Genomic DNA, 20,464 nt, shown 5'->3' on the forward strand with positions numbered 1-20,464 from the left:
ATTGTTGAATGGGTCGGAGTTGATTTGTTCGGAGGAAGGGATTCTGAGTCACCGCTTGGAGCCAGACTTTATAGCGATTACGACAGACCCGAACGCTGAGTATATGGATTTGCTTGCTTTAATAGACTCACTCCAGCAGCAGGCCGAAGAAAACGGAATGGCTACCGCTCTACTGGAAGCTGACCTATTGGCTACCAAAAATGAGTTGGCAGAGAGGGACCGGACAATAGCCCGTCTCACAGAGGAAATGAAAGTGTTGGAGAAATTCCCACGCGAAACCGGAGGAACAGGAGATCATGTCCTAGATTTTGATTATCTCCATATGATCAAGCTGGAAATAGGCTATGAAGATAGAGATTTTTCAACACTTGGCACCGATGACATAGAAGATGTTTTGTTGGCAGTTGAGAGAGTGCGTGAAGAACAGAGAGCGAAGGCATTAGGTAGGGAGTAACCACCAATACAATACGCTCACCCAGGAGCGTTGGAAGGATGATAGATATGGGTCAACCTATTAACTTTTTTACGACAAGCAACATGGCCTTAGAAATAAAGAAAATGAGCTGTGTAAATTGTGAAAATGAATATTATGAATTGGAAGGTCATGAAATATTTGATTGTCCCGTTTGCGGCTGTGATTTCTGCGATGAAAGACCAACCAAAGAATCGTGCGATAGTGAAAGTTACACACTTATCGTGGATAGCAAGACAGGGATGCCGAGCATAGTCAAAAACAAAGCTTGAGGATTAAACCAATACAGGGTGTAGGTAACACCTACACCCTGCCGTAAGGGTTCTCTGGCTTAACGGTGAATGTGTGGATAGGCAGTCCGTCACTATCAAATCTTGTGCCGTAGTAGTTGTAACGCACGATCTGATGAAAAAGTATTTCAAAAGATATGGTGGAGCGATTATTGCTACCATTAAACTTAATTGCTTCGGCCAAAGTATTTGTGCTGTCCGCATGATAAACATCGACGAATGACATTGCGGAAAAGTGGATTTTAAGAACGAAATCTCCATCGGGTATACGTAGTACGCGTTTAGTTGGATCAGATATGTACAAACGATAACTGGTAGATTTAGTTTGCGATAGAAAAAATCTGTCATCATTCGCATTCAGCATGAGTATTTCCAATTCGATCAACTCCTTTTACTACCAAAGAATAATGACCTCTTCCCTGAACCCATTATATATGCTCTCTATCTATAAAGAAATGTCGTGGAATTACCATGTGAGGTTAAAAAACTTTTCAGGGTGTAGATAACACCTGCACCCACTAAGGGAGGATATAGATGGACTATAAGAAGCTGACTGATGATCTACGAGCCGCACATAACGCCGCCTTGGTGGCTACTGATCGGATAGAGGACAATGGCACGGCTAATATGGATAAAGTGTTTCTTACACTGTCAAGAGCGCGAGAAACGAAGGTTTTAGAAGCAATCAAGGAAGCAGGTCTATACTGCCGTGGTAAACGCCGCTGGATTGGAGAGGGTTATATGCTATCGGTTAGTAAAGGACAAGCAAATCAGCGCGACAAAGCTGTTACTGTGTTTGTAGATGTGATGGTAAGCCGTGGTTACGATGCAATAGCATATCGACAAATGGATTGATCATATCGTGCAGATGAACGGAATGATACCAGTATAAGAAAGGATAAGAGATATGGGAATTTATGAAATTCTAACACTCGTTGGGGCACCTTAAGCTGTTTTAGAAGCATAACTGACCGATTGACAGGCGAATTGTGCGAGGGGTAGAACCCGTGCACAGACATTAAAACTGATTGGTGTTATTTGATTTTTTTTAGACGCTAGAGGGCACTAGCGCCTTTTTTTACAATAAAGAAATGAGAAAACAATATGCTGGCATCCTATATTTACATGAATTAAATCAAAAAAAACAAACTAATGGATTAATTTTTTGCAATCAAATAAAGAAAGATATCTCTTTCGATAGCAGAATTTACTACAGATATAGTCCATCTATTTATATCTCTGGGGTAGCTTTCTAAAGCGTATAACGATTCATAACCTCTAGGCGCCCACCCAGCACTTATTACTTTTAACCCTCGGGCACTTAAAAAATAGGTTACTGTTTCATTAACACCGATTCTCTGATTCCAACTAAATGAATGGAAGCCATTGCCCAGATCGTGTGAAGATGCTAACATGCTTTCATCCAAATTCACTCTTCTTGGTGGTTGCCTTAAATTTTGTTGAATATTGCCATACACGTATTGAGGTTGATAAAGGTTTTGATACATTTCTCCAACTCCCTTGTATGTTGTTCATTGCATTCTATTCAAGGGAGCCCATTTAGTGTTTGGCCCATATAAATATTAATGTCTGTAGTACATCTGTGACGCGTCCACATGGTGTCTGTGGTTTGGGGTACATCATTGAAAGGGGAAAGGAAGCTAAGTAACTTGTATTGATGTTGTAAGAGTAGTGGAAATCAATTATCTGTTTTTTTATTTGAAAGGAATGTATGAATATGAAAAATATCCAATCTGTAATCTTAAGTACTCAGACCAATGAAGATTTAGCTGATACACGAAAAATAATTCAAGTTAACTTCTTTGACGATATCGAACAGGATGATATTAGAAAAACTAAGTGGCTGCTCGGGAAATACGTTGATATGATCGATGTAATCAAAAACTATGAATTCGCTCTACAGCAGATTGAAAACGGTATGTCCGCATATGAGATTCTTTCAGCCGAAGGTGCTATTGCAAAGCGCGAGACTGGTCAGGAGTTAACGGCAGATGTAACGGCGAACGCTGTGATCCTAAAGGACAAACGACATATGAATTACAAATTCTATCAATTTATCACAAACAATGTCCGCTTCGCCGTAAACAACATGAGGGACCCACATGAGGGACTTGCTGCCAAGCTGCTGTTCATAGATGGTAAAAAATATCTCAAGGCCCAGCAGTATATGGAGAAGGGATACAGAAAAGATGTGCCCGGTATCTCAGCTACGACATTTGCAGATAAACGCCGACGAGCGATTACCAATATAGCAAACAGTCTGAAAATAAACCGCACTTTGGATCTTGTGGTTATCGACTATGGTCGAGGTCGTAACAAGGAAGGTGAAATCGGACTCAGGATGTCAGAAGTAAATTAGACCGTAAGGGCTTAAGCCTTTGCGGTCTTTATTTGTTATGTAGGGGAGGACAAATCCGTAGTAGGCGCGTAGTAGAAAGGATTTACACTTTATTCAGGAACAAATTAAATCCATTCTAGGAGGCAATAAACATGGCACATAGTTACGCTTACTTGGACAACACAAAAATTCTCCATCTTCATCCATCGGAAAGTGAAGCAGCCAAGCATGGCAAGTATGTGGGGACAAATCTGGATTACGACGAAAGTGGATTTCCGATCATCGGCGGCGAAGGGGTAGTCTACTATGTAGACAAAGACACAGCTTATGTAAACGGAAATGAACATGATGGTAAACAAATCGCTGTACCAAGTGGACTTAAAGCACTAGCTGGTCAACTTCTGTAATCATTAAGATTTAAATGTGGTGGCGGAATAGCCGCAAGGCCGCGATACACGCCTCGCCCACATCGAAGCTAACTACAACTAATTCGAGACAGCCGTAAAGAGGGTAATAAGACCCCATCAATAAGGGCGGCAGATTGTTCCGCACGTAATGCGGACTATAGCGATTGACGGTAATCGCTGTGAAATAATTCCCGTTGGGAACCATACCGCATGTATAAGGGGGCGGCAGTGGCAAGCGCATGACGGAGGGTTAGGGCGCATTCAAAACTAAATCGGAGACAGGACTCAGAGGGTAATATAAACCCGCAGCAAGAAGGATGTCCACTAAAGGCCTATTCCAGACATGGCGGATTAGCGGTAACCGCATTTTATAAATTACTGATCACTACAGTAGAGCAGCGTGAAATCGTTGCTCTTTTATTTGTTCGGGAAGCTTTTCCTCAACCTTATCAATCTATAATAACGAGGCAGATGGGAATCTATGTCCTTCTTTTTGCTATGTCAAATCAGGACAATTCTCTAAATTTGTATGATTAGATGAAATGAATCAATGCAACAAAAATCCCCATCTTTTGGTTATAATGATATATATAATTATTCATTTGGAAGTGGAGGTATGGAACTGGAATAAAAGGATGATATATCAGTTAGCGTATATCGTGTCGGAGAAGAATTTATATGAAAGGGGTTTTCGTTAATGAAATTATATGGGGATACAAGCAACGGGTACGAAGGTGAAGATGGGCTTAGAGCGCTGTTAAAACGAGTTTTGGAAGTCTACAAAGTAACTCCAAATACCCTAAGTAAAATTTCTGGAATTGAAGAAGACGTGATTTTGGGATATTTAAATGGCAGAAATGATTTTTCTGAATTAGGTAATTCGCATTCTAAACTGAATTTCGATAGTTTGATTTTTATGCTCGCCAATGGAATCCAAATGATAGACGAAACTGAGCGAGTAAAGGGCGTTATTGATATTTTGAATCAGCATTGGGGTATTTCAAATGAAACCATAGCGCTGTATGCCAAGTTGGATACGAATGATGTACAGCAATTTATGAAAGACCCAGAGTCAATCTCAATAGATAAAAAATATAGTTTATCTGTTACAAGTCTTTTCTTACACTACTTGTTTAAACCAACTCTATAATAAAAAAGAAGCTTACAGTCAATGACTATAAGCTTCTTTTTATAATTCAATTCTAATATTACCAATTATGTGTCCAAGTAATTCCGTTTGGGTTTGTGCGAATATAAGGGATTCCAAGTAAAGTGCCTGTACCGTCCAAAGAAGCGCGGTACATATGATTCTTATAACCAGAATAAGCAACTTGACCTGCTAATCCAGATACAATTGCATTCCCATTACTCAAACCAGAAGTCAAATCTGTGATACTCATTATTCCAGTGAAATTATCTATTGGAACCGACGGAGTTATTCTGTAAAAAACATAATTGGCCCCAGCAGTTAAGGAAAGGATTCCCCCAGTGCCAGGGAAATCAACATTGGGATGAACCGTTCCTTCTTTGGGGATTAATGTAAGAGGTATTTCAACAGTTTCTCCTTTAGCCAATTCGATGTCGGAATCACCGACACTGATGGAGTATTTTGCATCTTGCTGGTTAGTAGGTGTTGCTTCTTCTGCAAATGCTGTGATGGACACGGATAACAAAAGGGCAAATGTGAGCAAAATAGAAACCAACTTTTTCATTCTTAAAAATCTCCTCTCACTTTTTTGATAGCCGGATAGTTTCCAGCTACCATTAAGAGGATTATACAACTATCAAAATTAAAAAACTCGGGAAATATGTAAAGAAATGTCGATATAAAAAATATTTTACGTGATTTCAATGATGCGATAAAAGTTAGATTTAGCACCTAGCAACCTTAATAGGTGCTTTTTTATTTGTTCAGGAAACTTTTCCTTAGCTTCAGATACATTATCAAAAGGGGTGAATAATAAGATATGGGACGAAAGAGAGATCCAAAACGGGACGAAGCATTTGATTTATACAAAACCAGTTCCGGCAACATACGTCTCACAGAAATAGCCTCTCAACTTAGTGTATCTGAAGGTACGGTAAGAGGATGGAAGGCAAAAGATAAGTGGGAGAGTTTACTTGCTGAAGAAGTGGAACGTACGGAACGTCCCAATGAGAATGGAGCGCTTCATAAAAGAGAAGCTCCAAATGAAGATGAAGATCCAACATCATATCCTGACGATCTTTTTCTAAAAGCTGTCCAAATTGTAGCCGAGGCCAAACAAGCCTCGGTTTCTTTATTACAGCGAAGAATGAGGATAGGTTATAGCAGAGCGGCCCGACTGATTGATGAAATGGAGCGGCGTAAATTCGTCGGTACATATCAAGGTGATAAGCCAAGAGAGGTATATGCTACCCCGCTTACAGTTGATGCGCTCTTTAAAGAGCTAAAAGTTGCTGCTCCAGAAATACGGAACGCTCCGAAAAAGGTATTGGAACGCTCCGAAAATATGGAACGTTCCAAAAAAGTACAGAGCGTTCCAGTGGTTGTTGAAGAACCTGAACCTGAAATTCCTGATGAAGATGGATTAACGCCTAAGCAAAGGATATTCACTTATGAATACCTTCGAGACTTCAACGCTACCAGGTCAGCTATTGCGGCTGGGTACAGCAAGAAAACTGCCTATCAGATTGGTTTCGCTCTATTGAAGAAAGTTGAAATTCAAAACATAATTCGGCAGCACAAGGAAACTATGATCGATGAGGTAGGTTTGAATGCTCAGCGAGTTCTAATGGAATATATGAAGATCGCGTTTGCAGACATAACGGACTACGTGGAATTCGGTCAGAAGGAAGAGGATATTCTTGGCTTGGAAGGAGACCCCGTGGTTGATCCTGATACTGGAGAAACGAAGAAGTACAGATACAATTATGTCTCTTTTAAAAACAGTGATGAGATTGATGGAACTCTGGTTTCAGAAGTCAAGCAGGGTAAGGATGGAGTGAGTGTAAAGCTACACGACAAAACCAAGGCATTGGACGTGCTAACTAAATACATGGATCTGCTTCCAGACAAACATAAACGGATGGTTGAAGACGAGAAACTTAAGATGCAACGTGAGAAACTTGAGCTTGAAAGGGCAAAGATCACTGGAGAAGGCAATACAGAAGACGATCTAATTGATGACTGGGTAGAGGCGGTGGTAGGTGATGAAGCAGAAGGACTCGCCAGAGACGAAACGGAGGCTTCAAGCATTCAAGATACGGATTCCTGAGTACCGTAAGAATCCTATATTGTTCTGTCAAGAAATGCTTAAGTTCTATCCTGATGATTGGCAGGCAAGCACTCTAATGGATTTAGCTAATAATCCGCGCGTTTCAGTACGTTCAGGTCAAGGCGTAGGAAAAACTGGGCTGGAAGCTGCAACAGCCCTTTGGTTTCTGTCCTGCTTCCCTTATCCAAAGGTAATTTGTACAGCTCCTACAAGGCAGCAGCTACATGACGTGTTATGGGCTGAGATTAATAAATGGCAATCTAAAAGTCCGGTGCTGAAACGAATCCTTAAGTGGACAAAGACCAAAATATACATGAAGAATTATGAGGAACGCTGGTTCGCTACAGCTCGGACAGCAACCAAGCCTGAAAATATGCAGGGCTTCCATGAGGACTACATGCTATTTATTGTGGATGAGGCATCGGGTGTTGCTGATCCAATCATGGAGGCTATTTTAGGTACGTTGTCTGGTGAGTTCAATAAAATATTGATGTGCGGTAACCCAACAAAAACGTCGGGAGTTTTTTATGATTCGCACAATAAGGATAGAGCGGATTATAAAACACGCAAGGTGTCATGCTTAGACAGCCCAAGAACCAGCAAGGATAATATCGCTATGCTCAAGCGGAAGTATGGCGAAGGCAGTGATGTATGGAGAGTCCGGGTTGAAGGTGAATTCCCCCGTGGAGAATCGGATACATTTATTTCGTTGGAAGTGGCTGAATTTGCAGCTAAAGAAGTGAAGCTGGAACCGAGCGGAGATATGCTAACCATAGGCGTTGACGTTGCACGATTTGGTGATGATGAGACCTCAATGTTTGCTGGTATAGGCCCAAGAGTTGTAGGAGAACACCATCATTTCAAGAAAGACACAATGGTAACTGCCGGATGGGTGATTAACCTGGCTAAAGAGTTGCACGTTGCTCATCCCGGTTTGAACAGAATCAGAATTAGGGTGGATGATAGCGGTGTAGGTGGAGGCGTAACAGATCGGCTTAATGAAATCGTAGCTGAAGAAGGGCTACCATATGAAATCATACCAATTAACAACGGCTCCTCTTCATTAGATGAGCACTATGGAAACCTAGTTACTGAAATGTGGGCATCTATTAAGGATCAATTGGAACAGAATATGAGTAATTTCATAAATGGAGATGTGAGCGTTCTACAATTGCCTAATGATGATGTTCTTATAACCCAACTTACAGCACGTAAATGGAACATGACCAGCAAGGGTAAAATGCTGCTTGAAAGTAAGAAGGATATGAAAAAGCGTGGGCTCAAGTCACCAGATAGAGCTGACGCTTTTGTTTTGACATTTGGGGAATATTTGATGGAACCAGATACACATATTATGATTCCTTCAATAGGTAGTGTGTTAGTAAAAAGAAAATAAGAGGTTAAGCAATACTGTTCAGTGAAAATAAAGTATTGGACTGACTGTGCTGATCCAACGCCCATCATAATGGTATGAACCATCAGGTTCTTAAAAATAAGTTTTAGACTGGCTTGAATATTAAATAGACACAGAGGCAGCCTGGGACTGAAAAATAAGTCCTAGGCTGCCTCTAATTGATAGAACTAACGTTATTCGTTTAGTGTAATGGCAATTCAAACTATCTAACGCCATAAAGGTTAGGATAATCTTCTATCTTATTTTTCATATCCGGTATATTTCTTCACAAAGTTAAAGAAGAACAATTTCATAACAGTATAGTTACGGAATCTTTATCATTAGTAACGCTTAATGCGTAATGGGCATTTTTTCTTTTGCCAATGGGTGGGATTTACTCCAGGTCAATACCAGCAGACAGACTGCTTTCTTAGAGGAAAGAAGGGGCGGAATAAACAGCTCCATCAGCGTCCCCTTCTGGGTCCGGGACACATAACTGCGGCTGATGCCCAGCTTCTAGGTGATTATAATTACCTTTTATTGGAAATAGAATATTTTCACCTCTTCAAGGGATAACTAGAACTGCTTCTTCAGCGTCCCATTTGATAGGAGTTTACACAGGAGGTGAAAATAAATGCCGGACGTTACTCACAAGCAGACAGTCAGAGCAATTGACAGTCCTGAGATCCGAAATCTGGTTCAGCGCATAGACAGGGAGCCATATGCCACAGTCTTAAAGCATCTGGCAGCTTACCCTACCCGTCATTCCGCAAGTGAATCCTTTAGAGAAGCAGCACTGTGGAGCAGAGAACAATTCCGGAAGATGGGTTATGATCAATGGACCGAGCAATTCACCCTTCCGGGCAGCAGTATCGGTAGTTGGAATATTGTCGCCGAGCAGAACGGCTCAGGAACTGCACCCCGTAAGTTAATCCTGCTCACTGCCCATCTGGATTCAGTGAATCTTGCAGACAACGGGCTTGGTATTGCTGCACCAGCACCAGGTGCGGATGACAATGCCAGCGGAAGCGCAGGGGTGCTTGAACTTGCGCGGATATTGGCAGGTGTCAAATTCAGGAATGATGTGAGATTTGTGCTTTTTGGAGGAGAAGAGCAAGGATTATTTGGAAGCAAGCATCACATTGAGCAGTTAACAGCGGAAAACCGAAATCGTATCCAAGCGGTAATCAATATGGATATGATCGGGTGCATCAATGTGAATCCCCCATCGGTTCTGATTGAAGCCGCAACTATTTCCGAGGCCCTTATGGAGAGCCTGCAGGCTGCTGCCTCTGCTTATACATCATTGGAAGTCCACACATCGCTGAATCCTTTTGCAAGTGATCATGTATCATTTCTGGATGCCGGAATCCCTGCAGTCTTAACCATCGAAGGGGCGGACGACCAGAATCCTTTTGAGCACTCTGAAAAGGATACCGTAGAACGTATTCATTATGATCTGGCCTCAGACATTCTTAGAATGAACGCAGCCGTCCTGATACAACAGCTAGACATCATCTAATCCATGGAGGTAAATACAATGAATGATTCCAACAGAGCAGCCTCAGACGGTTCCAACGAAGCCGCACCCGTTACTGTTCCATCCCACAGAAGATGTGCCACCGACGAAAAGCACCGTTTGTTGCTTGCCTCTTCTCCGGAGTATGCAAACAACCGCAAGCAGTTGCAACAGACGGTTATGGCTGCGCGCAATAATGCCCGTTCCAGTAACCGTGAGGTCGTCACCATTCCAGTGGTGGTGCATGTGGTTTGGAAATTACCCGAAGAGAACATCTCAATAGAGCAAATCAACAGCCAAATCGATGTGCTGAATCGTGATTTCCGCAAAAAAAACAGCGATGTGTCAAAGGTGCCCGATGTATGGAAGCCACTCGTAAGCGATGCACGGATAGAATTCAAGCTGACTTCTACAGATCCCAACGGAAATCCTACGGATGGGATTACACGGACTCAATCGAATAAAAATAGTTTTGATGTTAACGGAGATGATGTAAAATTCTCGGTAAGTGGCGGTATCGATGCCTGGCCTTCCGACCGTTATCTTAACCTTTGGGTATGTAGACAGATTAAGAGTGGAGACCAAGATGGAATTCTAGGTTATGCCCAATTTCCCGGAGGTGCGGCCGAGACGGATGGCGTTGTCATTATGACTAATGCTTTTGGCACCATTGGGACGGTTAATTTGCCCAATAACCCTTATAACCTGGGCCGTACAGCCGTACACGAAGTTGCGCATTATCTGAACGTGTACCACATTTGGGGTGATGAAATGCCATGGGAGGATGAATGCAGTAAATCCGACAAAGTAGATGATACCCCCAATCAAGGCCGGCAGAACGTCGGAAAACCTGTATACCCCCACATCAGCTGTAATAACGCCCCCCACGGGGATATGTTTATGAACTACATGGATTATGTCGACGACGACACCATGTATATGTTCACGAAAGATCAGGTGGCCCGCATGGATATTTGCCTAAGTACGATTCGCTCCTCCTTTCTGAATCAGCCGGTTCATAGCTAATCTTTAGAACATATTCGAAATGGAGGCCGGAGGATGAAGCAACTTCAGAAGGAAGTTTTTGGAATATGGCGGCATTCGTATGAAGAAGATGACGAAGACATCACCGTTTTTCGCCCTGCTGGTTATTCTTTCGCACCCTCCCGTGGACGGGACAGGCTGGAGATCAAGCCGGACGGTACCTTCGAACGATCGGTTCCTGCCCGTGGGGACGGATTAGACACGATAAGCGGGGAATGGAAGCTTGAGGAGAATAACCAGATTAAATTCAATTATGATAGCAAAGGCTCCTCACCACAGAAGGTTGAAATTACCGAATGCTCAGACGATATCCTGAAGGTACGTAAAGTGTAAGCAGGCCCTAAAGGGGTGTCCCAAAAGCCATGAAATGGCTTCTTGGAACACCCCTTATTTTATTTTTTCACTTTGTTTTCATTGTTATATCATTGTATGATTTTCAATTTGCTATATATCAGAGTATTGTGCAGGTCCCCACAAGTACGGATCTCTGATGGCTCGCGCCTTTGCGACGGGGGAGGGCGAATTACGTGACATCCAGTGGTTTCACACTGATAATGGAGTGAATTTAAAAATCATGAGTTGCTGAACACCTTCCACATAGGCCATTCCCTCCGTATGAAAGGCCACCCTAACGATAACGCTGTGGCAGAAGCCACGTCCAAAGTCATGAAGGCCGAGTTTGTGTATCAGATGGATTTTCAGAGTCTTCATCATTTGGAATTGGAGTTTTTTGATTATATCAATTGCTACAACAAACATCGCATACACGAAACAGTGGACTACGGCTTCCTGTTCTTTATCGAAACGCATCCCTTAAAATAGTCTTTTGATTAACTGGTGACAATCCACAAATGTGCCTGAGGAGTAGCGAAAAGAGGAATATAGAGGGTCAGGAAACTTTTCCTGATCTTTTCTGGCTGTTTAGGAGTTCAGAATTATCTTCTAAAGGAGGTTGCTATGGCGAGAGTAATCATTTATCTAGTAGAAAATCAGTAGTAAATCTGAATAAAACTGATGTTATTCTGTATTCATAGAAGTTTGCCAAGAAAGGTGGTGAAATCTTGAAATGGTATCATAAAGTCATATATTCATTAGCAAATTCAGTTCTTCCAGTTGTGGTAAAGCGACAGATGATGGGTGTGGGCAGGACGACAGTCCCAAAGAACTCTAACCCATGGGGGATATTTAATTGGCTACCCAAAAAGTATCAACAAGCTCACAACATTGACCTCACCAAGTTGCAGAGCTATACGGCTGAGGAATTACTTGAGCTTCTAATATCTGTTCATCCAGACGTATCCTATGCTTTATACACATACTTACGTATGGGAGATACCGACTTAACATTTACAGCTAAGAAGCCAAACGGGAATGCAGATAAGAGTGGACAACTGGTTTTGGACGAACTGAAGGCCATGCTGAATACACCGTTACCTTCGCCGGGATATCAACACGGACGGTCGCTGGAAAAGTTGGACACCATTCAGCGAATGATGATTATGGTTCGTGGCGCTTGTGCTGGTGAAGTTGTGCTGAACGAGCAGTGTAATGATGTAGTTGATATTGTTCCGGTTGATCCGGCTTTAATTTGGTTCCGCAGGGAGCCGAATACAAATCGGCTTACACCATGGCAATACGTGAAGAATCCACGAAGGAGCGCGAATGAAGAGTGGTTCGGTAATTACAAGAAAATCGACACTCCAACGTTCATCTATGAAGAGTTCGATCCTATGGTAGATGATCCATATGGTCGAACGCCAATGTTGCCGGTGCTTAAGGTAGTGTTCTTTCACCTACAGGTCCTGTCTGATTTAAAGGCTGTTGTTCATAACCAAGGATATCCACGGCTTGATATCTCCATGTTGGAAGAAATCATGCTGAAGAATATGCCGAACAACTTAAAGAGTAATCCAGATGGACAGCAAAAATGGCTTAAAGAGCGAATGGATGAGATGCTAAACCATTTCAACTCACTTAATCCAGATGATGCTCTTGTCCACTGGGATAGTGTAAAGGTCGAGTATCTCAAAGGGGGCAATTCGGGGCCGATGATTGATATTAAGAAGCTGATTGACATCATTGATACCCAAATGGCTACTTCATTAAAAACGCTGCTTACTATCCTTTCCCGGCACCAAGGGTCAACTGAAACTTACAGTTCGATTGATACTCAAATATATATCAAAAATGTAGAGTCCGCGCGGAGCGTAACCAAACGTTTCTGGCAGCGGGCTTTTTCGTTGTCCGCAAGAGTAAAGGGGACTCAAACAAAAGTTGAAGCTGACTATCTCCCTATTGATCTACGCTCAGAAAATGAGATTGAACGCGACCGACGTTCAAAGATCGACAACTACATCACAGCAGAGAAGAATTTCTACATCACACCGTTGGAAGCTGCTGAGGAAATACGTTGGACACTTGGTATTAATGCCAAAATTCCTGCTGAATTACTTCCTTTACTTGTAAAGAAGCATGAACCTGATTCGAATGAAGAAAATACTCCACCGGAGGGAGGTGAATAGACAATATGGCAAAACCTACAGCTGAGCAATTAGTGAAGATCAATCAAAAATCATTGGTCCCTTTAACCGATGAACAAACTCATGTGTTTCAAGCGAGGATTATTGGAACCAAGCGTATTGATAAGTACAAAATGAAGATTACTCCAAACTTCCTACGTAAAATGGCTGATCAAGTTAAAGAGGGAGTAGCCTTGCTGGTTGATCATCCGTGGCAGAAATGGGAAGCCTTATCGTTCCCTTATGGTCGAACCTTCGACAGTAGAATCGTAGAGGAAGGCGGGGAATTGGAACTCTACGGTGATCATTACATGGCAAAAGGGCTAGAAGCTAATGGGATCTCAACGGATCAACTAGCTACCGGTATTGATTCAGGAACTATATTTGACACCTCGGCAGGATTTGTAACAACGAAACATATTTGTGGTATCTGTGGCGGTGACTACTACGGACCTTCAGCATGCTCTCACATCCGTGGACAAATGTATGACGACAAAGAATGTCTTGTTCTAGCCGATGACGGATACATCATGGAGAACTCTATTGTATTTGATGGAGGTTATGAAGGAGCTGGAATTACTCGCGAATCCCTCTCGATGAAACAACATAGTGAAGGCGAGCAGCCAAAGCAAACTGAATATGAACCACTACCTTTAGATGCTAAGTCGCTAGATGGCGATGGACGCGTCTTTTATTTTTTCAGCAACAAAGGCGGCATGTCTGCTTTTGTATCTAAACAGCATCAAACAAAAGAACAGGCCGAGACACTGGCTCAAGGAGATGACACTATGAATGAAGAACAAAAAGCTGCTTTGGCAGCAGCGCAAACCCAAGCAACTGCTCTGGCAGCGGCTAATGGTGTGCTTGGACAAATACGGGCTGCACTGGGCGTTGAAAGTGACGCAGAAATCCCAGCGAAGCTTACGGCGCTAAGTGTTCAAGCTGCTGATGGAGCAATGTACAAGGTGAAGGTCACTGAACAAGCATGTGGAGCTGGCATCCGCGCTCTTGGTGAAGCCTTTAATGTAGAAGCTATGAAAACTGCATTAGCTAATTTGCCGATATCTGAAATTGAAAAGATCGGCGCAACGTATGAAGCGCAGGCACAAGCTGCTTTGGGTGGTGGTGGTCGCCATACACAAGGTGACGATGTAAATCTTCCTGAAGGAGCACTGAATGGAACACCACCAACTAACTCACAAAATGATGGTAGCGAGAAAACGCCAGAACAACTTAAAGCATTGGCTCGTGAAGAAGCTCGGGCGGCTCTTAAGAATACAGGCAGAGGTAATCTGCTGAAGGAGGATAAATAATTATGATGCAATCTCAGTATAATGGTGCTCCTGGTCCCGGTCAGGTTATTACTCAAGAGTTTACGGAGGTTCTAGCATCTACTGATCTTCAAGCTAAACTACCAGGAGGGATTTTGCTGAAACAAGGGCAAGGAATACTGAAAAAAGGTACGGTTATCGGCAAGATAACAGCAGCAGGAGCGGATAAGGATAAAGCGGTAGCTTATAGTTCCGCAGCAACCAACGGCTCCGAAGTGGCTTTGTGCATCCTTGATAATGATCATGACACAACACTTTCTGATATTGGGGCATCTGCGTGGATTGCAGGTGTTTTTGATTCATCCAAATTGACTGGCTTAGATGCAGCAGCTAAAACAGCGCTGAAGCTTTGCTACTTTGTATAAGGGGGATAAAATACATGGCAAACGTACTTGATCCATATTTCCTTACGGAAGTCGTCCAGAACATTCGGACGGATATTAACAGTTTTCGCGGCGCCCAACTCCTGACGAATGGCGTGGATTTCAAACCGGAACTTGGACTAACGATCGAATATGACATTACCTATGACGACACAGGTATGACACCACCTACAGGACTGAATGACCCTTCACCTATTCATACTCCACCTGTGGTGAAACACATGAACTTCACAAACCAAGAATGGAGAGAAAAGGTTGTTATCGACCGTGAAAAGATTGCTACTTTGAGAAAGCCAGGGAACAGTCTTGAGCAAAAGTGGGGCGAAGAATACATGATCGAGAAAATGGTTGGTCTGAACCTTCGCCTCGAAACTCGGTTTGAGTGGATGAGATGGCAGTCATTAACAGGAAAACTTATTGTACCAGCCACATCCACCAAACCAGCCAGAACGATTGACTATGGTGTTCCAGCTAATAACAAGCCAACAGCATCCGTATTGTGGAGTAATACCGAAACAGCAGATCCATTGGCTGATTTGGATGGCTGGTCACTTCGATTCCGAGGAAGTGGGGCTCGTCCTGTTAAAATTATTGTTAATAAGAAAGTCGATATCTATTTGAAGCAGAATGCTAAAATCCGCGAATTGATCAAGTACACTTTTGGTAAAGATGTTGTCACTGACGGTTCGCTTGCTGAAATTGTCAGCCAAAATTTGAATGGTCTTAAGTATGAAGTTTACGATGGTGGTTACATTGATGACTCTGGCGTATTCTATCCGTTCATTCCAGATAATGCAGTAATCATAATCGGCCAAGGTATGACAGGCTCAATTATGGATCTTGTGACCGGCCCGAATAACTATGAAGACATTTTCACCGGTCATACAGGGAAGTTTGCACTGACTAAGTTGATCCAAGGAGACCCCGATCAATGGCAAGCCATCAATGGTGCAACAGTGCTACCGCGTCTGAAATACGTCAACTGGCATATCTTCGCAACAGTGGCGTAAGGGAGGAGATCGAATTTATGACAACTGTAAGAGTATTGGTTGATGCTGTTGGGCAATACAATTCGGGGGACATCGTAACAGATGCCCCTGATGGTCTTGTAGATATCGCAAAGAATGAAATCCGTAATGCCGCAACTGGACAATTGCTTGCGGAGATTGTAGATGGTAATGGGGCTCTTGATGGTTCTCCTTCAGAACGGGAGTTGCAACTTCAGGCCGAATTAGAACAGTCCAAAGCGCGAGAAGCAGAATTACTTGAGCAAATTGATATTCTTCAGTCCGATGGTGAGTTGAAAGAATTGAAAGCCTCAGCTAAGGAATTGAAAATACCTGGATACACCAAAATGAGTATTGAAGAATTGAAACAGGCTATCAGTGCTGCAGGCGGTGCAGCAGATGGCAACTAATAAGATACTCACTACAGAAACATATCACGAGGAGATTAGAGGGCGTCTAGGCGTTGGTGAGGATGTAATATCCGATGCTGACATAGACGCTCTTTCTGTTTTGTCCATTGGAGAATCGAGGATTGTAAAAGCCGTTCCTGATTATGCTGAGTTAACTGGTGATGATCAAACTTATATGTATGCAGCAACCGTTTGTATGGTTGCTGCCATACTGGCCCCTTCCATGACAGCGAGAATCAAGAAGTCTAAAAAGGACTTTGACTTCTCTTTTGAAAATCAGGTTGTTGATTGGAAAAAGTATGCTGTTCAGCTTGTTGATGAAGCCTATGAGTTTATCGAGTCCATATCAACAGTACAGCAAGGGACAGATGTTCCGGTATTCGGTGTAGCTGGGCCGACTCGGGCGAGAGAAAGGCGGCGTCACTAATGTTTAAAGACTTCGCTCATAGGCATTCACCTTGTACTGTCAATGGTGAGCCCGATGTCGTTATATTGTCTAGGGAAACGAAAGCCACAACGGTTATCGGAAAAGAGTATATGTACAATGGTTTGTTTTCTTCGAAATCATCTATAAAGCCGGGAGATATAGTTCAGAACGAATCTTCGTATGTGGTACAGACTCTACGTACAACAACTGAGAAGGACAAGTACTGCTCTCTGATTAAAACGAACGCTTTAATCGAGGTTCAGAGATACCAGCAAGCTTATGATGCAAACGATAATCCGGTGGACGATGCTGAATTTACATCGGTCGCTGCTGATGTTGTTTGCTTTGCACTGTATGTCACAGCACAATTGCGACAACAGGAGCCGGGCTTGCTGCCGAGTACCGTGTTTACCTTGCAGTTACAGACGACAGTCGATGTAAGAGACCCTCAAGACTCAAGTCTATCCGCGCCTGACCGGATTGTAATGGGCGGGAAGACATACCAGGTAGATGTGGTAGATAGGATCAAGTATCCTAACTTGCTGCATGTTCAGCTTTCAGAGGACCGCCGATGATTACAGGGTATGATTCAGCGAAAGCGGCGAAGGATCTGGAGAATAAGCTCGCTGTTGAAATTACCGGGCTAACGAAACTGGTCATGCTGACAGCCAAAAGCGGCATACGGTACTATCCGGCAGTTCGGGACCATTTGGAAATGCACATGTTTGTACTTGCTAATCAAATGATTTCAGGAGATATAACCGCTGACTATTGGCAGGCATGGCTTGAACAGTTTGGCAAAGGGTCCAAGATGGCAGACAGCAGTCAAAACCCCGGATTGGTGACCTATATGAACAGTGAAGCATGGAACCGACTGAGGTCCAAAGGTGATCGTATTATTGTAGGTCGTTCCCGTGGAAAGTACCAGGCAATTGACGGCACCATGAAGGAATCAGGCGGTGGCTATGCTGGAGTAGATTTAGAGGAGTTGGCGGAACGCGGCGATATTGATGCGTCATTCAAAGCTACACCGCCGACCTACTTTTTGCGTATCGCAATCCAGTCCAACCGCAAACGGATTTTGGATGGTATTAGCCGTGTCATAACTGAGTTTCCTTATCACAGATACTTCAAGGAGGTAAAGGAGTGAGCCTGCAACTTGTTGATGCTGTTCAGAATGCCTTAAAAGCAGATACAGAGCTTATGACCATGCTAAAGCTTACTCCTTCATCACCCTCTGCGGAGGTCGTTAAGCGATTTACGAAAGGCATGGAACCTGAGATAACAGTTAGCAAGGATACAGTTCCACATATCTGCCAATATGTCATGCCGGGACGATATGCCACTAATCCATTGGTGTTTGAGGGTAAGTTCTGCATTGATTTCTACGGCAAAACAGCTTATGAAGCGAAGCTACTGTTCGAACGTTCATTCAAGCTTTTACATGACAGACGATTGATTGCTCAGGGTTTTGCTTCATACTTGTGTGTTCTGACCTATGATGCAGACTTTGCTACTGGCATCCAAGGAGCCAAAGGTTATAAGGCGATTTATGATGTGGATTATCTTAGAATGAATTGAGGTGAACTAAAATGGCAGAAGCAGCAGTATGGAAAGCAACGGGAAGATCCGGTGATCACAATGGCGTTAATCACGTTGAATATGAGTTGCTTGATTCAGCGCAAAAGCGAGTTTCCTTGGCTAAAACAAATGTGTCCAGCATTGAAAAAGATGGGGTTAAAATTGAACCCGATGATCAAGAGACTCTATGGTTTAGCGAAGTAAACACAACCAAGAAGTACAAATTTAATGTGCTTACTCTTGCTGGTACAACTTATGAGGCCGAATTGAATTGGACTCAACCTAATCCTCCTAAACCAGAACCTACCGAGTGGGATACGCTGATTGCTGAAAAAATCACGCTTGCTAAAGGATTGGGTATTATGGGTGTCTGGAATCCAAAACAGGGTTACAAGCTAACCAAAGAGTACAGTCGAATTTCAGAAATTGATAAGCGTTTATGGGAACTGGTCAAATAAGCTGACCAGTTCTTTTTGTTAACTATGAGGAGGATGAAATTTTATGGAACCATTAGTTTTTGATGGAGTCGGCACTATCCAGGTGTACGAGCCGGGAGGAAAGCTTAAATTTTTGGATGATAAAATCACAAAGGTAACGCTTCAACTCCAATTTGATTGGGACAAAGTCATGGGTGGAGATAGTGGTTATGCATTCCACTACACAGCGAAGGATCTGGCTGACAAAGCCAGTATCGAAATTCCCCGTTACTCAGATATTTTGGCTGAATTGTCTCAGGGCGCAGAGTCAGAAAAGGGGGCAGTTACGTTTGATGAGACAGAGCAAGGATTCTTAGATGTAACGAACGGTTATAAGATCAAAGCTCTTTCGAAATTCGGCGGGACTTTAGTTTCCCTTAGCGAAAAAGTGTACTTGAAAGATATAGATACAGGAAAACTTACGGAACTAACGCGTGTGGCAACCACACCAACAGCAGAGCAGTACGTTATTTCTGCCGACGGTAAGATCACATCCGACACAGCGAATGACAACAAGTTGATTATTATTACATTTAAATGGACAAAAGAGAATGGCACACGAAGCGGATTGAGTGGTAAGCGCCGTCCGAAGCCGTTTAAATTTGTTCACCGTTTCTCATTGACTGATGACCGAAATGGTGGGGAGGTACCCTGCCAATTGACAATTTGGAAAGCGCTCGGCGGAGGTACATTGGACGTATCTCAAGAACGTAAAAAACCAACTAGTAACTCATTGGCGTTGGAAATCATGGAACCGGACATCACCCCTGATAATCCAGAAGGATATGCTGCTGAATTGATCTTTGGTATCTAAATGAAAAATAATACAACCCCTTACCATAAAGGTAGGGGGTTACTCACATTGAGGAGGAAATTTAATGAGTACAGACAAACAGTTAGATAAAACACTTAATATCGGGACGGAAATACCTCTTGGTGAGGGAATTGTAAAACACGTTAAAATCGGAACTATTGCTCTGATCCGTCAGGTGCGGCAACTTATGAGTGGAAATGAGTATAAGTTCTCTTTTTCAATTGGACGTGAAAAATGGGATGCCACAGAAGATCGAGCCGAGGTCGATTGGCCTAAAGTTGAGGCATTGCATAAGGAAGCCTTTAATCTTGTGCTGGTAGAAGGACTGACGGAGGAAGAATACGAGAATGTAGACGAAGAGGGCATTAAGGAGTTGGACGGCCTCTTAGAACGATTTCTATAAGGAGTCGTTTCCACCTGATGAAGATTATGAGCCTGACGACGAAGACGACCAAGAGGTTACTGAGGATGATCGGGAAACGGACTGGATAGAACTTTGGGCTTTATGCGTGAGTAATGGTATTTCTGATTCAGAGTGGCCTAATATGACCATTCCAAAGATTAGAGCGCTCATGAAAGCCAAGAACAGAAACCGGGAATTTGAAATTATTCTTCACGGTGGCAATGTGGAAAACAAAAAACCGAAGAAGGTCAAGACGTTATCTGATCTTGGTTTCTTCGCCAAGTAAATTAAGAGGCATCCGCAATCATGCAGGATGCCTCTTTTTCTGTATTCAGGGCAGGAAAAGTTTCCTGAACTCTATGAGAGGTGAGC

At 42.9% G+C, this 20,464-nt stretch carries 28 protein-coding genes; 25 read left to right on the top strand and 3 right to left on the bottom strand.

Features of this window, described 5'->3' with window-relative positions; translation table 11 throughout:
- Together C1T21_RS27375 and C1T21_RS16835 are read left to right on the top strand one after the other, a co-directional pair.
- A partial coding sequence (locus C1T21_RS27375; protein WP_180984603.1) for a hypothetical protein occupies positions 1 to 454 on the top strand: 454 nt, incomplete at its 5' end.
- 38 nt (positions 455 to 492) lie between these two features.
- Positions 493 to 744 carry a hypothetical protein gene (locus C1T21_RS16835; RefSeq protein ID WP_103049064.1) on the top strand — a complete coding sequence of 84 codons (252 nt, stop codon included), beginning with the start codon at positions 493 to 495 and terminating at the stop codon, positions 742 to 744.
- Between the two features lie 31 nt (positions 745 to 775).
- On the opposite strand, the gene C1T21_RS16840 is transcribed toward C1T21_RS16835, so the two are convergent.
- The gene (locus C1T21_RS16840; RefSeq protein ID WP_103049065.1) at positions 776 to 1,138 is read right to left on the bottom strand and encodes a hypothetical protein; all 363 of its coding nucleotides are present in this window, start codon (positions 1,136 to 1,138) and stop codon (positions 776 to 778) included.
- A gap of 158 nt (positions 1,139 to 1,296) precedes the next feature.
- Here C1T21_RS16840 and C1T21_RS16845 point away from each other — a divergent pair, with 158 nt between their 5' ends.
- Positions 1,297 to 1,617 carry a hypothetical protein gene (locus C1T21_RS16845; RefSeq protein ID WP_103049066.1) on the top strand — a complete coding sequence of 107 codons (321 nt, stop codon included), beginning with the start codon at positions 1,297 to 1,299 and terminating at the stop codon, positions 1,615 to 1,617.
- Between the two features lie 302 nt (positions 1,618 to 1,919).
- Here the strand turns inward: C1T21_RS16845 and C1T21_RS16850 are convergent, their stop codons facing one another.
- Positions 1,920 to 2,270, bottom strand: a complete 351-nt coding sequence (locus tag C1T21_RS16850; protein ID WP_103049067.1) for a hypothetical protein — start codon at positions 2,268 to 2,270, stop codon at positions 1,920 to 1,922.
- A gap of 230 nt (positions 2,271 to 2,500) precedes the next feature.
- Here C1T21_RS16850 and C1T21_RS16855 point away from each other — a divergent pair, with 230 nt between their 5' ends.
- From C1T21_RS16855 to C1T21_RS16865, 3 genes are all read left to right on the top strand, one after another.
- Positions 2,501 to 3,142 (top strand): hypothetical protein, encoded by a 642-nt coding sequence (locus C1T21_RS16855; RefSeq protein WP_103049068.1) that lies wholly within the window; start codon positions 2,501 to 2,503, stop codon positions 3,140 to 3,142.
- A 131-nt stretch (positions 3,143 to 3,273) separates the two neighbouring features.
- Complete coding sequence (locus C1T21_RS16860) at positions 3,274 to 3,528, top strand: hypothetical protein (protein ID WP_103049069.1); 255 nt, start codon at positions 3,274 to 3,276, stop codon at positions 3,526 to 3,528.
- A 697-nt stretch (positions 3,529 to 4,225) separates the two neighbouring features.
- A complete protein-coding gene (locus C1T21_RS16865) occupies positions 4,226 to 4,678 on the top strand; it encodes an HTH domain-containing protein (protein ID WP_103049070.1) in 453 nt (150 codons plus the stop codon).
- A 58-nt stretch (positions 4,679 to 4,736) separates the two neighbouring features.
- Here C1T21_RS16865 and C1T21_RS16870 read toward each other — a convergent pair whose 3' ends face one another.
- The gene (locus C1T21_RS16870; RefSeq protein WP_103049071.1) at positions 4,737 to 5,240 is read right to left on the bottom strand and encodes a hypothetical protein; all 504 of its coding nucleotides are present in this window, start codon (positions 5,238 to 5,240) and stop codon (positions 4,737 to 4,739) included.
- 255 nt (positions 5,241 to 5,495) lie between these two features.
- On the opposite strand from C1T21_RS16870, the gene C1T21_RS28330 reads away from it, so the two are divergent.
- The 19 genes from C1T21_RS28330 to C1T21_RS27070 all read left to right on the top strand — a co-directional run bounded on the left by C1T21_RS28330 (position 5,496) and on the right by C1T21_RS27070 (position 20,378).
- Positions 5,496 to 6,785 (top strand): terminase small subunit, encoded by a 1,290-nt coding sequence (locus C1T21_RS28330; protein ID WP_103049072.1) that lies wholly within the window; start codon positions 5,496 to 5,498, stop codon positions 6,783 to 6,785.
- The gene (locus C1T21_RS16880; protein ID WP_103049073.1) at positions 6,721 to 8,181 is read left to right on the top strand and encodes a DEAD/DEAH box helicase family protein; all 1,461 of its coding nucleotides are present in this window, start codon (positions 6,721 to 6,723) and stop codon (positions 8,179 to 8,181) included. Before C1T21_RS28330 ends, C1T21_RS16880 begins: the two co-directional genes overlap by 65 nt.
- 631 nt (positions 8,182 to 8,812) lie before the next feature.
- Positions 8,813 to 9,700, top strand: a complete 888-nt coding sequence (locus C1T21_RS16885) for a M28 family metallopeptidase (protein ID WP_103049074.1) — start codon at positions 8,813 to 8,815, stop codon at positions 9,698 to 9,700.
- Between the two features lie 18 nt (positions 9,701 to 9,718).
- The gene (locus tag C1T21_RS16890; protein WP_103049075.1) at positions 9,719 to 10,723 is read left to right on the top strand and encodes a zinc metalloprotease; all 1,005 of its coding nucleotides are present in this window, start codon (positions 9,719 to 9,721) and stop codon (positions 10,721 to 10,723) included.
- 33 nt (positions 10,724 to 10,756) lie between these two features.
- Complete coding sequence (locus C1T21_RS16895; protein WP_103049076.1) at positions 10,757 to 11,074, top strand: lipocalin family protein; 318 nt, start codon at positions 10,757 to 10,759, stop codon at positions 11,072 to 11,074.
- Between the two features lie 246 nt (positions 11,075 to 11,320).
- Positions 11,321 to 11,563, top strand: a complete 243-nt coding sequence (locus C1T21_RS28480) for an IS3 family transposase (RefSeq protein ID WP_103049077.1) — start codon at positions 11,321 to 11,323, stop codon at positions 11,561 to 11,563.
- Positions 11,564 to 11,802: 239 nt separating this feature from the next.
- Entirely contained in the window at positions 11,803 to 13,263 is a 1,461-nt protein-coding gene (locus C1T21_RS16905; protein WP_103049078.1) for a hypothetical protein, read from the top strand.
- A 5-nt stretch (positions 13,264 to 13,268) separates the two neighbouring features.
- Complete coding sequence (locus C1T21_RS16910) at positions 13,269 to 14,573, top strand: hypothetical protein (RefSeq protein ID WP_103049079.1); 1,305 nt, start codon at positions 13,269 to 13,271, stop codon at positions 14,571 to 14,573.
- Positions 14,574 to 14,575: 2 nt separating this feature from the next.
- Positions 14,576 to 14,956 (top strand): head decoration protein, encoded by a 381-nt coding sequence (locus tag C1T21_RS16915; protein WP_025724057.1) that lies wholly within the window; start codon positions 14,576 to 14,578, stop codon positions 14,954 to 14,956.
- 14 nt (positions 14,957 to 14,970) lie between these two features.
- Positions 14,971 to 15,984, top strand: coding sequence for a major capsid protein (locus C1T21_RS16920; protein WP_016822040.1), 1,014 nt, complete (start codon positions 14,971 to 14,973; stop codon positions 15,982 to 15,984).
- A 17-nt stretch (positions 15,985 to 16,001) separates the two neighbouring features.
- Entirely contained in the window at positions 16,002 to 16,391 is a 390-nt protein-coding gene (locus C1T21_RS16925) for a hypothetical protein (RefSeq protein ID WP_025724058.1), read from the top strand.
- On the top strand, positions 16,381 to 16,818 hold the full coding sequence (locus C1T21_RS16930) for a hypothetical protein (protein ID WP_103049080.1): 438 nt from the start codon (positions 16,381 to 16,383) through the stop codon (positions 16,816 to 16,818). Before C1T21_RS16925 ends, C1T21_RS16930 begins: the two co-directional genes overlap by 11 nt.
- Positions 16,818 to 17,393, top strand: a complete 576-nt coding sequence (locus tag C1T21_RS16935; protein WP_025724060.1) for a hypothetical protein — start codon at positions 16,818 to 16,820, stop codon at positions 17,391 to 17,393. The genes C1T21_RS16930 and C1T21_RS16935 overlap by 1 nt, the downstream gene beginning before the upstream one ends.
- Positions 17,390 to 17,968: a hypothetical protein gene (locus C1T21_RS16940; protein WP_025724061.1), complete on the top strand. Its 579-nt coding sequence runs from the start codon at positions 17,390 to 17,392 to the stop codon at positions 17,966 to 17,968. The genes C1T21_RS16935 and C1T21_RS16940 overlap by 4 nt, the downstream gene beginning before the upstream one ends.
- On the top strand, positions 17,965 to 18,399 hold the full coding sequence (locus tag C1T21_RS16945) for a hypothetical protein (protein ID WP_103049081.1): 435 nt from the start codon (positions 17,965 to 17,967) through the stop codon (positions 18,397 to 18,399). The genes C1T21_RS16940 and C1T21_RS16945 overlap by 4 nt, the downstream gene beginning before the upstream one ends.
- An 11-nt stretch (positions 18,400 to 18,410) precedes the next feature.
- Positions 18,411 to 18,857, top strand: a complete 447-nt coding sequence (locus tag C1T21_RS16950) for a hypothetical protein (protein WP_103049082.1) — start codon at positions 18,411 to 18,413, stop codon at positions 18,855 to 18,857.
- 43 nt (positions 18,858 to 18,900) lie between these two features.
- Complete coding sequence (locus tag C1T21_RS16955) at positions 18,901 to 19,689, top strand: hypothetical protein (RefSeq protein WP_103049083.1); 789 nt, start codon at positions 18,901 to 18,903, stop codon at positions 19,687 to 19,689.
- A gap of 64 nt (positions 19,690 to 19,753) precedes the next feature.
- Complete coding sequence (locus C1T21_RS16960; RefSeq protein ID WP_071558615.1) at positions 19,754 to 20,092, top strand: hypothetical protein; 339 nt, start codon at positions 19,754 to 19,756, stop codon at positions 20,090 to 20,092.
- Positions 20,093 to 20,234: 142 nt separating this feature from the next.
- Positions 20,235 to 20,378, top strand: coding sequence for a hypothetical protein (locus tag C1T21_RS27070; protein WP_167518779.1), 144 nt, complete (start codon positions 20,235 to 20,237; stop codon positions 20,376 to 20,378).
- Positions 20,379 to 20,464 lie beyond the last annotated feature (86 nt).

The sequence above is a fragment of the Paenibacillus sp. F4 genome (assembly GCF_002894905.1).
GTDB lineage: Bacteria > Bacillota > Bacilli > Paenibacillales > Paenibacillaceae > Paenibacillus > Paenibacillus polymyxa_B.

Excerpts from the sequence above, each read along its gene's own strand:
- C1T21_RS16835 (WP_103049064.1), top strand. The coding sequence starts at position 493 with ATGATAGATATGGGTCAACCTATTAACTTTTTTACGACAAGCAACATG.
- C1T21_RS16845 (WP_103049066.1), top strand. The coding sequence starts at position 1,297 with ATGGACTATAAGAAGCTGACTGATGATCTACGAGCCGCACATAACGCC.
- C1T21_RS16850 (WP_103049067.1), bottom strand. The coding sequence starts at position 2,270 with ATGTATCAAAACCTTTATCAACCTCAATACGTGTATGGCAATATTCAA.
- C1T21_RS16855 (WP_103049068.1), top strand. The coding sequence starts at position 2,501 with ATGAAAAATATCCAATCTGTAATCTTAAGTACTCAGACCAATGAAGAT.
- C1T21_RS16860 (WP_103049069.1), top strand. The coding sequence starts at position 3,274 with ATGGCACATAGTTACGCTTACTTGGACAACACAAAAATTCTCCATCTT.
- C1T21_RS16865 (WP_103049070.1), top strand. The coding sequence starts at position 4,226 with ATGAAATTATATGGGGATACAAGCAACGGGTACGAAGGTGAAGATGGG.
- C1T21_RS16870 (WP_103049071.1), bottom strand. The coding sequence starts at position 5,240 with ATGAAAAAGTTGGTTTCTATTTTGCTCACATTTGCCCTTTTGTTATCC.
- C1T21_RS28330 (WP_103049072.1), top strand. The coding sequence starts at position 5,496 with ATGGGACGAAAGAGAGATCCAAAACGGGACGAAGCATTTGATTTATAC.
- C1T21_RS16880 (WP_103049073.1), top strand. The coding sequence starts at position 6,721 with ATGAAGCAGAAGGACTCGCCAGAGACGAAACGGAGGCTTCAAGCATTC.
- C1T21_RS16885 (WP_103049074.1), top strand. The coding sequence starts at position 8,813 with ATGCCGGACGTTACTCACAAGCAGACAGTCAGAGCAATTGACAGTCCT.
- C1T21_RS16890 (WP_103049075.1), top strand. The coding sequence starts at position 9,719 with ATGAATGATTCCAACAGAGCAGCCTCAGACGGTTCCAACGAAGCCGCA.
- C1T21_RS16895 (WP_103049076.1), top strand. The coding sequence starts at position 10,757 with ATGAAGCAACTTCAGAAGGAAGTTTTTGGAATATGGCGGCATTCGTAT.
- C1T21_RS16910 (WP_103049079.1), top strand. The coding sequence starts at position 13,269 with ATGGCAAAACCTACAGCTGAGCAATTAGTGAAGATCAATCAAAAATCA.
- C1T21_RS16915 (WP_025724057.1), top strand. The coding sequence starts at position 14,576 with ATGATGCAATCTCAGTATAATGGTGCTCCTGGTCCCGGTCAGGTTATT.
- C1T21_RS16920 (WP_016822040.1), top strand. The coding sequence starts at position 14,971 with ATGGCAAACGTACTTGATCCATATTTCCTTACGGAAGTCGTCCAGAAC.
- C1T21_RS16925 (WP_025724058.1), top strand. The coding sequence starts at position 16,002 with ATGACAACTGTAAGAGTATTGGTTGATGCTGTTGGGCAATACAATTCG.
- C1T21_RS16930 (WP_103049080.1), top strand. The coding sequence starts at position 16,381 with ATGGCAACTAATAAGATACTCACTACAGAAACATATCACGAGGAGATT.
- C1T21_RS16935 (WP_025724060.1), top strand. The coding sequence starts at position 16,818 with ATGTTTAAAGACTTCGCTCATAGGCATTCACCTTGTACTGTCAATGGT.
- C1T21_RS16940 (WP_025724061.1), top strand. The coding sequence starts at position 17,390 with ATGATTACAGGGTATGATTCAGCGAAAGCGGCGAAGGATCTGGAGAAT.
- C1T21_RS16950 (WP_103049082.1), top strand. The coding sequence starts at position 18,411 with ATGGCAGAAGCAGCAGTATGGAAAGCAACGGGAAGATCCGGTGATCAC.
- C1T21_RS16955 (WP_103049083.1), top strand. The coding sequence starts at position 18,901 with ATGGAACCATTAGTTTTTGATGGAGTCGGCACTATCCAGGTGTACGAG.
- C1T21_RS16960 (WP_071558615.1), top strand. The coding sequence starts at position 19,754 with ATGAGTACAGACAAACAGTTAGATAAAACACTTAATATCGGGACGGAA.
- C1T21_RS27070 (WP_167518779.1), top strand. The coding sequence starts at position 20,235 with ATGACCATTCCAAAGATTAGAGCGCTCATGAAAGCCAAGAACAGAAAC.